This window comes from bacterium (assembly GCA_037128595.1).
Classification (GTDB): Bacteria; Verrucomicrobiota; Kiritimatiellia; order CAIKKV01; family CAITUY01; genus JAABPW01.
Window position 1 is genome coordinate 56,080 of the sequence record JBAXWB010000013.1, and the last position, 11,941, is coordinate 68,020.

Below are 11,941 nucleotides of genomic sequence, written 5' to 3' on the forward strand. Positions count from 1 at the left end.
CAAATATCATTGTGCAGCACAATCCCAAGAATATGATAGAGTCGGATTGTATTGAGAGCAGGAAAGAGGAACGTTTATGATGCGAAAATTATTTACCGGTCCCGGCGAGCGCAACGAACTGGGCCGGGCCTTGATGTTGGGGATGAATTTTGCGGTCGGGATGGCACTTTTCTCATTTCTAGGCTATTACCTTGATTCGAAACGGGGAGCCGGCGCGATGTTTTTCACGATCTGCGGGATCGTGCTGGGCTTGGCCTATGGTGCTTATGAGGTGTGGATTGTGATCCGGATGCTTAATGAACAGGCACGCAGGGCAACGACCCCCGCGCCCAAAGAGGAACGGAAATAGGAATTGAACGGAATTTCGAACAGGAAGGGGAGCGCCCATCTCTGGATCGCCGGGCTGATCCTGTCCGGCGGGATGGCGTTTTTACTGGTGGGGTGGCTTATTCCTGCTCCCTGCTGGTGGGCGGCCAGTGCCGGGTATGGGGCCATTGTGGTGAACAGTCTGGTCACCCGGTTGATTCGGTGGCGGGCCATAGGCGTCCCCCAAAAAGCCTTTATCGGGTGGGGGTTGGTACTTAATGCAATCAGAATGTTGACCCTGATCGTGATCTTTGCTTACATCACCCTCTTCTTTGAGGACGTACGGGGAAGTTTTCTGATTTCAGGCCTTTCTGCTTTCTTTGTGATGATGCCGGTGGAAGTGATGCAACTGTTCACATCCCGGACAAAAAGCGGATGAACAGCTAGAGTGTGCGTGTGATGCAAACAAATACAATTGATGCCGTGAATCTGGTGCAGGCAAAAGGGGATGCGGTTCAAGCCTACATGATGCATCACGTCATGAACTCTTCCACCTGGGCCTGGTTGCCGCATTTTCACACCACGCTTCCCGGGGGATTGACGGTGCATGCGGTGATGATGGTCTCCGTGGCGCTTGCATTGATCGTGGTGCTGGGGATGCTGGGACGCCGGAAGGAGACGGTCCCTACCGGACTATTGAATGCCGTTGAAGCTCTGGCCAAGTATATTCGCGATGAGATGGTGATTCCGTTTCTGGGTGAGAAGGACGGTCGGAAAATGGCCCCGATGTTTTGTACCCTGTTTTTTTTCATCCTGATCATGAACCTGGTCGGGCTGATTCCCTGCATGTATACCGCGACCTCGAACCTCGGGGTCACGGCGGCACTGGCCCTGGTAACCCTCGGCTTCATGATTTTCGGGGCCATCTACCGCAATGGCGTGGTCGCCTTTTTCAAGGGGTTTGTCCCTCCGGGGATTCCTGCGCCAATGCTGATTATGATTGTTCCCATTGAATTCGTGAGTATGTTTATCCGCGCGATGGCCTTGGCGATTCGTTTGTTTGCCAATATGCTCTCCGGGCATCTGGTTGTTTACTCCATGCTGGGCTTGATCGTGACGTATGGGGTGTGGGCCTCTCCCGCGCTGGTGGGGGCGTTGGGGATCTACGTGCTTGATGTGTTTGTGTCATTTTTGCAGGCGTATATTTTTACGTTACTGTCCGCGATTTTTATCGGGGAACGGTATCATCCGGCTCATTAACGGAATGGGGCGGGGCAGTGAGGGCGTGGTTTGTCAGAGTGTGTGGACTGAGTTTGTAGAAAGGAAAACGGTATGTTAACAGGGTCAGTATCGGGAATTGGTGCGGGTTTGGTTGCAATTGGTGCGGGGTTGGGCATTGGCCTGGTGGGAGCCGCGGCGGTCGGCGCCATGGCAAGGCAGCCTGAAATGGCGCCCAAAATCCAGGTGACAATGTTGATTGTTGCCGCCTTGGTTGAGGGAACGGCCCTGTTTTGTGCCGTCATCTGTTTGATGGGAAAGTAACCCGGCATGGAAGACGCCGTTCAAACTCAGGCTGGGACAGAAACCCCGGCAGCGGAGCCCCATGGGAGCTCCCCGAACGTTATGGACGTGTCCGGGCGCATGATGGGCCTGACGTGGCTCACCTTCATCATATTGACGGTGGTGCTCTACAAGGTTGCCTGGAAACCGATCCTTAAAATGCTTGATATGCGGGAGAAATCCATCCGGGATGCACTGGCTCAAGCGGAGACGGCCCGTCTCGGGGCGGAAGCCGCCGTGGCGCAGAATCGGGAGATGATCCAGGCGGCCGAGAAAGAGTCACAGCGGTTGGTGGCGGAGGCGCGGGTGGCGGCTCAGGAATCGGCCCGGCTCATTCGCGAACAGGCGGAACAGAAGACCCGGGCGCTGGTGGAGGACGCGGGTCGCGAAATTGCCACCGCGACCGAGCAGGCGCGTTTGGTCCTGCGCAAGGAAACGACGGAGTTGGCCATTTCGCTCGCTGGTAAAATCCTTGCGGCGAATATGGACACCGAGCGCAACCGGACGCTGGTCAATGATATTTCCAAGGAGATGCAGCACCTATGAAGCTGCGTTCCAGAGCGGCCCACCGGTATGCCCAGGCCTTGCACGACCTCGCGACAGGGGGGGCGGTGCTGGAGGTGGTCGGGGGCGATCTGGCCTCGATTCAAAAGGATCTGGACGGGTCCGGTGATCTCCGGGTGTTTCTGGGAAATTACCGGCACGCTTCGGCGAGGCGGGCGGAAACCCTGGAGGCCCTTTTCGCCGCCCGGGTTCATCCGCTGGTCTGGCGGTTCATCCGTTTCCTGGAGTCGAAGCGGCGTCTGGGACTGCTGGGCGACATTTGCCTGGATTTCAAGGAGCAGGAAGAACGGCGGCAGGGCATTTTGCGGGGGCGCTTGACCTCGGCCTTTGCCTTATCGGCCGGGCAAGTGCAGGACATTGCGGTCCAGGCGGGGAGCCGCATCAGCAAACAGTTGATATTGGAGACGGAAGAGAACCCCGAGCTGCTGGGCGGTTGCCGGTTGCAGGTGGGTGATACGGTGTATGATTTCAGCCTGGCGGCGCAATTGCGTATGATCAGGCAAACGATGATGGCCGGATAACGGCAAGGTGGGCGTATGGCTGTTGATTTAAGACCTGAAGAAATTGCATCTATTCTGAGAAAACAGATCTCGGAGTTTGACCAGAAGGTGGATGTATCCGAAACGGGAACCGTGTTGAGCGTCGGCGATGGCATTGCCCATGTTGACGGATTGTCCGGCGTCATGGCCGGAGAATTGATCGAGTTCCAGGCGGGACTGACCGGGCTGGTGCTCAACCTCGAGGCGGATAATGTCGGGGTGGCCATTTTCGGTGATGACCGTGGAATTAAAGAGGGTGATACCGTCCGCCGGACGGGTAAGATCGCCTCGGTGCCCGTGGGAGAAGCCGTGGCCGGACGCGTCGTGGATGCGTTAGGCCGTCCGATTGACGGGGGGCCGCCGATCAAGAGCACTGAAATGCGTAAAATCGAGATCAAGGCGCCGGGCATTATTGACCGGGCCGACGTACGCGAGCCGCTCCAGACCGGGATCAAGGTCATTGATGCCCTGACGCCCATCGGACGGGGCCAGCGGGAGCTGATCATCGGGGATCGCAAGACCGGTAAAACCTCGCTTGCCATTGACACGATCATCAATCAGCGCGGCGAAAATGTCATGTGCTTCTATGTCGCCATCGGCCAGAAGCGCTCGACGGTGGTGCAGGTCTGTGAAAAGCTGAAGAAATACGGGGCGATGGAGTATACGACCGTGATCGCCGCGACGGCATCGGATCCGGCGCCCATGCAGTACCTGGCCGGGTACACGGGCTGTGCCATGGCGGAGTACTTCCGGGACAGCGGGCGCCATGCGCTGATCATTTTTGACGACTTGACCAAGCAGGCGCAGGCCTATCGCCAGCTGTCCCTGCTGTTGCGCCGGCCTCCGGGCCGTGAGGCGTTTCCCGGTGACATTTTTTATTTGCACAGCCGGTTGTTGGAGCGGGCGGCCAAGTTGAGTCCCGAAAAGGGCGGGGGAAGCCTGACGGCGCTGCCGATCGTGGAGACCCAGGCGAGTGACGTCTCCGCCTATATCCCGACGAACGTGATTTCGATCACGGATGGCCAGATTTTCCTGGAGACGGATGCGTTCAACGCCGGGCAGCGGCCTGCGATCAATCCGGGTATTTCGGTCTCGCGGGTGGGTGGTGACGCCCAGCTCAAAGCCATGAAGCAGACGGCTGGTTCGTTGCGTCTGGAGTTGGCCCAATTCCGTGAATTGGCCGGGTTCTCGCAATTCGCCTCGGACCTGGATGCCTCGACGCGCAAGCAGCTTGACCGCGGGCGCCGGCTCATGGAGCTGATGAAGCAGAATGTTCACGCCACGATTCCTGTGGCAAAACAGGTCGCGGTGATTTATGCCGGGACGCAGGGCTATCTGGATTCGATCCCTGTGGCCAAGATCAGGACCTTTGAGGCCGAGTTATATGAAGCGTTGGATCGCGCCCCGTCTGAATACTTGACCTTGTTTGCCAAGGAAAAAGTCATGACACCTGGAGTGAAGGCGGCACTGGAAGCGGTTTTGAAACGTTTGTCTGTGAAGACGGTTTGACCGGGGACGCCAGCGCATGCCGACTCTAAAAGAATTCAATGTCAAGCTGACGCGCCTGAGAAGCACGCGGAAAATGACCAAGACCATGAAACTGGTCTCCGTCAACAAACTGCGTCGGGCCCAGGAGGCTGAAAAGCGGGTCAATCTGATCTCAAGCCGGGTATCAGGGATTCTGGGGAAGATGGGACTCTGCACGGTGTGTGGCGAACATCCTCTGGTCATTGTCCGTAAACCGGTCAAAAAAGTCCTGGTTCTGGTGATCACATCCGACCGGGGATTATGCGGCGGGTTCAACAATAACCTGGTCAAGACGGTGACCCCCTGGATGAAGCAGCAGGTGGAGCTGGGGCGTGAGGTCATGGTGAGTTTCTGTGGCCGCCGCGGCTATACCTCATTGAAGAACTACGTGACCGTGGAACGGTATTATGAAGACGTCATGGTGAAGCCCGACTTCATGCATGCCCATCGGATTGCCCGTGAAATCCAGGGGGCCTTTGTGCATAAACGCGTCGATGAAGTCTACCTGGCCTACAATGCGCTGCATGGCGCGCAGACGCAGCAGCCGGTGGTTGAGAAAATCATACCGATGATGCCTGCGACGCTGATTGAGGGGAATGGGGCTTCCAAATCAGGGAGCTGGATGCTGGAGCCGAGTGCGGAACAGGTCCTCAACGCGTTGTTGCCCCGTATCATCAGTTTGAGTGTGTATCTGGCGATGCTCAACAGTTCAGTGGGAGAACATAGTGCCCGCATGAAGGCGATGGAGCAGGCGAGTTCAAATGCCGATAGTTTGATCCGGCAGATTACGCTTCAGCGGAATCGGGCCAGACAGGCGGCGATTACAACGGAATTGACGGAGATTGTGGCCGGCGCTGAGGCGCTGAAATAGAGAGTGTAAAGAGGGACTTATGAGCATGGAAAATACGGTTGTTAACGGTAGGGTGGCTCAGGTGCTTGGCCCGGTGGTGGATGTCGAATTTCCCGAAAACCAGCTGCCATTTATCATGACGGCATTGAAGGTGACCAACCCCTGTATTGATGACAAGCCGTGGAACCTGACGCTCGAGGTTTCCCAGCATCTGGGCAACAACCTGGTGCGCGCCATCGCCATGGACGCCACCGACGGGCTGGTCCGCGGGATGGAAGTCCGGAATACCGGGGATCGCATTACCGTTCCGGTGGGGCCGGGGACGCTGGGCCGCGTGATGAATCTGCTGGGGGATCCCATTGATGATGCCGGGCCGATCCCCTGTGAGAAACGCATGCCGATTCACCGTGCGGCTCCGCTGTTCCAGGATCAGGACACCAAGGACAGCATCCTGGTCACGGGTATCAAGGTGATTGACCTGCTGGCACCTTACAAAAAGGGTGGCAAGATTGGATTGTTCGGTGGGGCCGGGGTGGGGAAAACCGTGCTGATTCAGGAATTGATCCGGAATATCGCGACGGAACACGGCGGGTATTCGGTGTTTGCCGGAGTCGGCGAGCGCACGCGTGAGGGCACCCAGCTTTACCGCGAAATGCGGGAATCCGGCGTGATCAAGAAAACATCCATGGTCTTCGGGCAGATGAATGAGCCGCCCGGCGCCCGTGCCCGGGTCGCGCTTTCCGCGCTGACCGTCGCGGAGTTTTTCCGTGATGAACTCCGGCAGGATGTACTGCTGTTCATTGATAATATTTTCCGCTTTACGCAGGCCGGCTCTGAAGTATCCGCTTTGTTGGGCCGCATTCCCTCGGCGGTGGGCTATCAGCCCACGCTGGGAACGGATATGGGCGATTTGCAGGAACGGATTACCTCGACCAAAAACGGGTCCATCACCTCGATCCAGGCGGTGTATGTCCCGGCTGACGATTATACGGATCCCGCACCCGCCACGACCTTTGCGCATCTGGACGCCACTACGGAGTTGTCCCGCGCGATTTCAGAGCTTGGCATTTATCCGGCGGTGGACCCATTGGCGTCCTCCTCCTCGATTTTGGCTCCGGACATCGTCGGTGAGGAGCATTATCAGGTAGCGCGCGGGGTGCAGGAAATCCTGCAGCGCTACAAGGAACTGCAGGACATTATCGCCATCATGGGTATGGATGAGCTTTCCGCGGAAGACCGGTTGACCGTGGAGCGTGCCCGCAAAGTTCAAAAATTCCTGTCTCAGCCGTTTTTCGTGGCGGAGCAGTTTACCAGCATGGCGGGGGCCTATGTGCAGATTGCCGATACCGTCCGGTCGTTCAAGGAAATCCTCGATGGCAAGCATGACCAGATCCCCGAGCAGGCGTTCTATATGGTCGGACGGATTGAGGATGTGCTGGAGAAGGCCCAGAAACTCGCGGGAGGCAAGGCGTGACGTTTAAAGTCCTGATCACTACCCCTGATAAGATTTATTACGATGGTCTGGCGGACAGTATGGTCTGTCCGGAGCCGGAGGGCTACTTCGGGGTTCTGGCGCGGCATGCCCAAATGGTGGCCGCGGTAGGGACGGGCATCATCAAGGTGACTCTGGGGGCCGAGACCAAGCTGATCGTGGTGGATGGCGGGGTGGCGGAAGTGATGCCGGAGGGGACGTCCATTCTGGCCGACTATGCCGTGGTCGCCGAGAATCCGGCTGATGCCGAGGAGAAACTTGCAGAGGCCGTTGCGCGTCAAGTGGCGCCTGTGTTCCTGCATTGATTATCAACCTGGAGGAGTACTCACAATGAGCGTCATCAGCAATAAAATCGAAACGCTGGCCTTGCACGCCGGCCAGGATCCCGATCCGACGACGTTGTCGCGCGCGGTTCCGGTTTACCGGACCAGCTCCTATGTGTTTAAAAACGCGGAACATGCCGCCAACCTGTTCGGTTTGAAGGAACTGGGCAACATCTACACCCGCTTGATGAATCCGACCCAGGATGTGCTCGAGAAACGGGTGGCGGCTTTGGAGGGTGGGGTCGCGGCCCTGGCCGTCGCTTCCGGGACGAGTGCGATCTTCTACGCCATCATTAATATTTGCCAGATGGGTGATGAGTTTGTTTCCGCCAAGAACCTGTATGGCGGGACCTATACCCAGTTCAATGACATCCTGCCGCATTTCGGCATCAAGTGCACCTTCGTGGATTCGCGCGATCCGGCCAATTTCGCCAAAGCGATTACGCCTAAAACCAAACTGGTTTATGTGGAGACCATCGGCAATCCGGGCCTGGATGTGGTGGATATTCCCGCGGTGGCGAGGATTGCGCATGAGCACGGCCTGCCCCTGGTGGTGGACAGCACTTTCAGTACGCCGTTCCACCAGCGTCCGATTGAACAGGGTGCTGATATCGTGGTGCATTCCCTGACCAAGTGGATCGGGGGCCATGGTGCGGGCATTGGCGGGATTGTGGTGGATTCCGGCCGGTTCAACTGGAAGAGTGATAAGTTCCCGGCGTTTTCGCAACCGGAACCCAGCTATCACAACCTGCGATTTGCCTATGACCTCGGGCCGTTGGAGCCCCTGGCGTTTATTCTCCGGATGCGGTTGGTGCCGTTACGGAATTTGGGAGCCTGTATTGCCCCGGATAATGCCTGGTTATTTCTGCAGGGGCTTGAGACGCTTCCGCTCCGGATGGAGCGGCACAGCCGCAATGCCATGGCGGTGGTTCAGTATCTCCTGAAACATCCTTCGGTCACCTGGGTTCGCTATCCCGGTCTTGAGACGGACCCGTCTTATCCGGTGGCTAAAAAAATGCTTCAAAACGGCTTCGGCGGTATGGTGGTCTTTGGTGTCAAAGGAGGCGCAGAGGCCGGCCGGCGGTTCATTGATAGCCTGCAGTTGTTCTCGCTGTTAGCCAATGTGGGGGATGCGAAGAGTCTGGCGATCCATCCGGCTTCGACCACCCATTCACAGCTCACTGAAGCCCAGCAGATTGAGTGCGGCATTGCACCTGAACTCGTCCGGCTTTCCGTCGGGATCGAGCATATTGATGATATTGTAGCGGATCTGGATCAGGCGCTCAAAGCGTCGGCCGGTTGAGCGGTAAAGCGACAGGAGTCACTATGGCAAAGCAATCCATTGTTGCGGCGGTGAAATCGGGGCGGATTCTGGTATCCGATGGAGCCTGGGGAACCTTCCTGCAGAAAAAGGGCATGCAGCCCGGCGAGTGCCCCGAATTGTGGTGTGTCACCCATCGGGACGCCGTGATGGATATCGCCCGAGGCTATATTGAGGCCGGTTCCGATATGATTGAAACAGATAGCTTTGGCGGAACCCGCTGCAAACTGGAACATTTCGGGTTGGCTTCCCGTACGGCGGAGCTGAACCAGGCGGCGGCGGCCATTTCGCGCGAGGCGGCCGGCCCGGAGAAGTGGGTGATCGCCTCGGTCGGGCCGACGGGCATGATGACAGCCATGGGTGATGTCACGGAAGCCGATTTCTATGCCTTTTTCAAGGAGCAGGTCATGGCGCTGGAGGCTGGGGGGGCTGATGCGATCTGTATTGAGACCATGAGCGCCCTGGATGAGTCGGTGGCCGCCATCCGAGCGGCCCGGGAGAACACTGGATGTGAAGTGATCTGCACGCTGACCTATGAGCGAACCCAGCAGGGGACCTATCGCACCATGATGGGGGTTTCACCCACCGAGGCGGCGCGTGCCACCGTGGAGGCGGGTGCCCACATCATCGGCACCAACTGCGGCAACGGGATGGAGCGGATGCTTGATATCGTCAAGGAACTCAAACTGGCGGCGCCGACTACGCCCATTATGGTTCAGGCCAATGCCGGATTGCCTAAAAATGTGAATGGCGTGGATGTGTTTCCGGAAACCCCCGCCGACATGGCGGCACGGGTTGCGGAACTGGTCGCATCGGGTGCTGTGATTATTGGCGGCTGTTGCGGGACCACCCCGGCCCATATCGCCGCCCTCAAGCAGGCGGTCAACCGCTTGAAGCCCTGACTTCTACCCGTGGATACCAACCGACATCGCCCGAGGCTTGGGGTACTGGGGGGAACGTTCAACCCGGTCCATTTGGGACATTTAATCATGGCTCAGGATGCGATTGAGCATTTTGAGCTCTCAAAAGTGGTGTTTTTACCCTGCGCCCAGCCACCCCACAAATCTCAGAACGAGTTGACGCCCGCCCATCATCGCCTAGCCATGCTGGAAGGGGCGATTGAAGGGGATCTCCAGTTCGAGGTGTCTGACATGGAACTCCGGCGGGGGGGTATTTCCTATACCATTGACTCCATGCGTGGGCTGGCGAAAGAGCATCCGGATTGCGATTTATGTTTCATCATCGGGGCCGATTCACTGGTGGAATTGCACCTCTGGAAGGATATCCTCCTGTTGCTTCAGCTTTGCCGGATAGTGACCCTGGCCAGGCCGGGCATCGATCTGGCCGTTCTGGGGGCTTTGGAGCTTAACCTCCCGCCCCCCTGGCCGGGCCGGCTCCTGGCCGATGTCCGGGTCGGTCATCTGGTTAATATCTCCTCCACGGATATCCGCTACCGGGCGGCTGAGGGAATGTCGATTCGATATCTTGTATCTCCTGCCGTAGACATGTATATTAGTGAGCATTCCCTATACAGGAGATGATTGGAAAGATGGAATCACTAGAGTTAATGCGTTGTGCGAAAGAAGCCTTGCTGTCAAAGAAGGCGGCCAATATCACAGTATTTGATGTCCGGACGACATCTCCTGTGACCGACTATTACATGATCGCGTCCGGTGCGACTGCCGCCCAATTGAAGGCCATGGCAAACGCTGTGTCCACCAGTATCAAGGACACGGGATATAAAATCCGCGTGAGTGGTGTTCCGGATGATGGCTGGGTGGTAGTGGATTTGTTTGATGTGGTTATACACATTTTCCAGACAGAGACCCGCGACTATTATTCAATAGAAGAGTTGTGGGCTGACAATCCTCGTGTGGAGTAGGACTCTCATATTTGTCGACGGGCCACTCGATGGCCATTTCCTGCAGCCGTAACAGCTCATTGGCCATGACCGTCAATTCTGTGTCATCCCCTTCCATTGTCAGAAGCCCGTGATCCACCCCTGTGATGATGGCGATCAGCGGGATGATTTCGGTCGCCAGTGCGGCCTGGGCGGCGGGCGGGGTAGGGGAGATGGAGAACCTGAGCGTTGTCAAACACAGGGCGAGGCTGGCCGCCGTGGCCAGCGCGATCCGCCAAGGCGCTGAGATGACCCGGGGGGCAGGTGAAGTCCCGCGTTTGGAGGCCTTCCGGATGAGGGTTAAGGTCTGCCGGGAAGGGCCGGTCCGCTGGCTTGCTTCGGCTTGAAGGGTGTTCCTCAGGATGCCCAGATCCGCCTTCAACATGCGGCAGGCCCCGCAGGTACTCAAATGCTCATCCAGTTCCCGCTGCTGGCCCGGGAGGAGTTCTCCGGAATCCTGCAACAGTACAAGTGAGGCCATATCGGTGCAGTTCATCGTGTCCTTTCGTCAGCCCCATAGAGAGGGCTCAATAAATTCCGCAATTTGGCCAAGGCATACTGCATTCTGGCCAGAGCCGTGTTGATTGAAGTCCCTTGTAACTCCGCAATTTCTTTAAAGGTCATATCCGCTTCCATTCTCAACACAAACACATCCTTTTGTTCCGCAGGCAGAGACGCCAGCGCCTGGGCGAGTGCCGTTTTCAGGTCACCATTGGCCGCCTGCCCGTCAGGACTGGGTCCCGGGGCGGGGATGGTGTCGCCCAGGGTCTCGAGCCCCTCTGAATACTCTGACGTCTGGTCGAGGCTTAAATGGCCTCGTTTCATCCGGCTCCGGTCGATCACCAAGTTATAGGCGATTTTAAAAATCCACCCTTTAAAACGGTATTGCTCGAACCCGGCGGCCTTCTGAATCACCCGTAGCCAAGTCTCCTGGAAAATCTCCTCCACTTCAGTGCTCGAGGCCGTCAGCCTCCATAAGAAGCTGTATAACGGCTTTTTATAGCGTACAATCAGCTGATCCAGCGCGTTGATATCGCCCTTCACATACAGATTAATCAGATATTCATCGCTGATTTCCAACGTGGAACTCCGCTTATCTTCTGGTCCTATTTGCCTAACGGATGACATGAGATATTTATTGCACAGAAATTACCGAAATTACAAGTTGACTTGAGCCCTTGTACGTTTATTATGACGGCGTTTTTTGCGTACAGCAAGTAACAAGAAGAATATTAAAGGATAAACGTATGCCGAATATCAAACAAGCAGGCAAGCGCGCCAAACAGGCGCTGGTCCGGCGGGTGCGGAATCGCAGCACCAAGAGTGAGATTGCTACTTCGCGACGCGTCTTCGTTGATGCCGTGGAGTCCAAGGACAAGAGCAAAGCCCTGAAGGAATTCAGTGCGTTCTGCTCGATTCTCGACAAGTCCGCCAAGCGGGGGATCATCAAGCCGAATACAGCCGATCGCCGCAAGGCACGGGCTGCCGCGATGGTCTCCAAGGTCGGCTGATAGAGCTGATCAGGAAATGAGAAAGCCGTGCCGGGTCAACCCCGGGCA

At 57.0% G+C, this 11,941-nt stretch carries 17 protein-coding genes; 15 read left to right on the forward strand and 2 right to left on the reverse strand.

Annotated elements, in window-relative coordinates:
• Positions 1 to 76: 76 nt before the first annotated feature.
• The 14 genes from WCS52_09715 to rsfS all read left to right on the forward strand — a co-directional run bounded on the left by WCS52_09715 (position 77) and on the right by rsfS (position 10,364).
• Positions 77 to 349, forward strand: a complete 273-nt coding sequence (locus WCS52_09715; protein ID MEI6167459.1) for an AtpZ/AtpI family protein — start codon at positions 77 to 79, stop codon at positions 347 to 349.
• Between the two features lie 3 nt (positions 350 to 352).
• Positions 353 to 745, forward strand: a complete 393-nt coding sequence (locus tag WCS52_09720; protein MEI6167460.1) for a hypothetical protein — start codon at positions 353 to 355, stop codon at positions 743 to 745.
• A 20-nt stretch (positions 746 to 765) separates the two neighbouring features.
• Positions 766 to 1,566 (forward strand): F0F1 ATP synthase subunit A, encoded by an 801-nt coding sequence (gene atpB, locus WCS52_09725; GenBank protein MEI6167461.1) that lies wholly within the window; start codon positions 766 to 768, stop codon positions 1,564 to 1,566.
• A 72-nt stretch (positions 1,567 to 1,638) separates the two neighbouring features.
• Positions 1,639 to 1,848, forward strand: coding sequence for an ATP synthase F0 subunit C (gene atpE, locus WCS52_09730; GenBank protein ID MEI6167462.1), 210 nt, complete (start codon positions 1,639 to 1,641; stop codon positions 1,846 to 1,848).
• A gap of 6 nt (positions 1,849 to 1,854) precedes the next feature.
• Complete coding sequence (gene atpF, locus WCS52_09735) at positions 1,855 to 2,412, forward strand: F0F1 ATP synthase subunit B (GenBank protein MEI6167463.1); 558 nt, start codon at positions 1,855 to 1,857, stop codon at positions 2,410 to 2,412.
• Positions 2,409 to 2,951, forward strand: a complete 543-nt coding sequence (gene atpH, locus WCS52_09740) for an ATP synthase F1 subunit delta (GenBank protein MEI6167464.1) — start codon at positions 2,409 to 2,411, stop codon at positions 2,949 to 2,951. The genes atpF and atpH overlap by 4 nt, the downstream gene beginning before the upstream one ends.
• Before the next feature lie 15 nt (positions 2,952 to 2,966).
• Entirely contained in the window at positions 2,967 to 4,478 is a 1,512-nt protein-coding gene (atpA, locus tag WCS52_09745) for a F0F1 ATP synthase subunit alpha (protein ID MEI6167465.1), read from the forward strand.
• Between the two features lie 16 nt (positions 4,479 to 4,494).
• Positions 4,495 to 5,367, forward strand: coding sequence for an ATP synthase F1 subunit gamma (atpG, locus tag WCS52_09750; protein MEI6167466.1), 873 nt, complete (start codon positions 4,495 to 4,497; stop codon positions 5,365 to 5,367).
• Between the two features lie 25 nt (positions 5,368 to 5,392).
• Positions 5,393 to 6,820: a F0F1 ATP synthase subunit beta gene (atpD, locus tag WCS52_09755; protein ID MEI6167467.1), complete on the forward strand. Its 1,428-nt coding sequence runs from the start codon at positions 5,393 to 5,395 to the stop codon at positions 6,818 to 6,820.
• Positions 6,817 to 7,143 carry a F0F1 ATP synthase subunit epsilon gene (locus tag WCS52_09760; protein ID MEI6167468.1) on the forward strand — a complete coding sequence of 109 codons (327 nt, stop codon included), beginning with the start codon at positions 6,817 to 6,819 and terminating at the stop codon, positions 7,141 to 7,143. Before atpD ends, WCS52_09760 begins: the two co-directional genes overlap by 4 nt.
• A gap of 25 nt (positions 7,144 to 7,168) precedes the next feature.
• Positions 7,169 to 8,464, forward strand: a complete 1,296-nt coding sequence (locus WCS52_09765) for an O-acetylhomoserine aminocarboxypropyltransferase/cysteine synthase family protein (protein MEI6167469.1) — start codon at positions 7,169 to 7,171, stop codon at positions 8,462 to 8,464.
• Positions 8,465 to 8,487: 23 nt separating this feature from the next.
• Positions 8,488 to 9,384 carry a homocysteine S-methyltransferase family protein gene (locus WCS52_09770; GenBank protein ID MEI6167470.1) on the forward strand — a complete coding sequence of 299 codons (897 nt, stop codon included), beginning with the start codon at positions 8,488 to 8,490 and terminating at the stop codon, positions 9,382 to 9,384.
• 9 nt (positions 9,385 to 9,393) lie between these two features.
• Positions 9,394 to 10,023 (forward strand): nicotinate-nucleotide adenylyltransferase, encoded by a 630-nt coding sequence (nadD, locus tag WCS52_09775; GenBank protein ID MEI6167471.1) that lies wholly within the window; start codon positions 9,394 to 9,396, stop codon positions 10,021 to 10,023.
• Positions 10,024 to 10,049: 26 nt separating this feature from the next.
• Positions 10,050 to 10,364, forward strand: coding sequence for a ribosome silencing factor (gene rsfS, locus WCS52_09780; protein MEI6167472.1), 315 nt, complete (start codon positions 10,050 to 10,052; stop codon positions 10,362 to 10,364).
• Here rsfS and WCS52_09785 read toward each other — a convergent pair.
• Together WCS52_09785 and WCS52_09790 are read right to left on the reverse strand one after the other, a co-directional pair.
• Positions 10,285 to 10,878 (reverse strand): zf-HC2 domain-containing protein, encoded by a 594-nt coding sequence (locus WCS52_09785; protein MEI6167473.1) that lies wholly within the window; start codon positions 10,876 to 10,878, stop codon positions 10,285 to 10,287. The two genes, rsfS and WCS52_09785, sit on opposite strands and share 80 nt — an antisense overlap.
• Positions 10,875 to 11,462 (reverse strand): sigma-70 family RNA polymerase sigma factor, encoded by a 588-nt coding sequence (locus WCS52_09790; protein ID MEI6167474.1) that lies wholly within the window; start codon positions 11,460 to 11,462, stop codon positions 10,875 to 10,877. Before WCS52_09790 ends, WCS52_09785 begins: the two co-directional genes overlap by 4 nt.
• 167 nt (positions 11,463 to 11,629) lie before the next feature.
• Here WCS52_09790 and rpsT point away from each other — a divergent pair, with 167 nt between their 5' ends.
• Positions 11,630 to 11,893, forward strand: a complete 264-nt coding sequence (gene rpsT / locus WCS52_09795) for a 30S ribosomal protein S20 (protein ID MEI6167475.1) — start codon at positions 11,630 to 11,632, stop codon at positions 11,891 to 11,893.
• Positions 11,894 to 11,941: the final 48 nt, after the last annotated feature.

Coding starts and splice junctions, on each gene's coding strand:
- WCS52_09785 (MEI6167473.1), bottom strand. CDS start 10,878: ATGAACTGCACCGATATGGCCTCACTTGTACTGTTGCAGGATTCCGGA.
- atpG (MEI6167466.1), top strand. CDS start 4,495: ATGCCGACTCTAAAAGAATTCAATGTCAAGCTGACGCGCCTGAGAAGC.
- rpsT (MEI6167475.1), top strand. CDS start 11,630: ATGCCGAATATCAAACAAGCAGGCAAGCGCGCCAAACAGGCGCTGGTC.
- WCS52_09765 (MEI6167469.1), top strand. CDS start 7,169: ATGAGCGTCATCAGCAATAAAATCGAAACGCTGGCCTTGCACGCCGGC.
- atpF (MEI6167463.1), top strand. CDS start 1,855: ATGGAAGACGCCGTTCAAACTCAGGCTGGGACAGAAACCCCGGCAGCG.
- WCS52_09715 (MEI6167459.1), top strand. CDS start 77: ATGATGCGAAAATTATTTACCGGTCCCGGCGAGCGCAACGAACTGGGC.
- WCS52_09770 (MEI6167470.1), top strand. CDS start 8,488: ATGGCAAAGCAATCCATTGTTGCGGCGGTGAAATCGGGGCGGATTCTG.
- atpD (MEI6167467.1), top strand. CDS start 5,393: ATGGAAAATACGGTTGTTAACGGTAGGGTGGCTCAGGTGCTTGGCCCG.
- atpE (MEI6167462.1), top strand. CDS start 1,639: ATGTTAACAGGGTCAGTATCGGGAATTGGTGCGGGTTTGGTTGCAATT.
- atpH (MEI6167464.1), top strand. CDS start 2,409: ATGAAGCTGCGTTCCAGAGCGGCCCACCGGTATGCCCAGGCCTTGCAC.
- atpA (MEI6167465.1), top strand. CDS start 2,967: ATGGCTGTTGATTTAAGACCTGAAGAAATTGCATCTATTCTGAGAAAA.
- rsfS (MEI6167472.1), top strand. CDS start 10,050: ATGCGTTGTGCGAAAGAAGCCTTGCTGTCAAAGAAGGCGGCCAATATC.
- atpB (MEI6167461.1), top strand. CDS start 766: ATGCAAACAAATACAATTGATGCCGTGAATCTGGTGCAGGCAAAAGGG.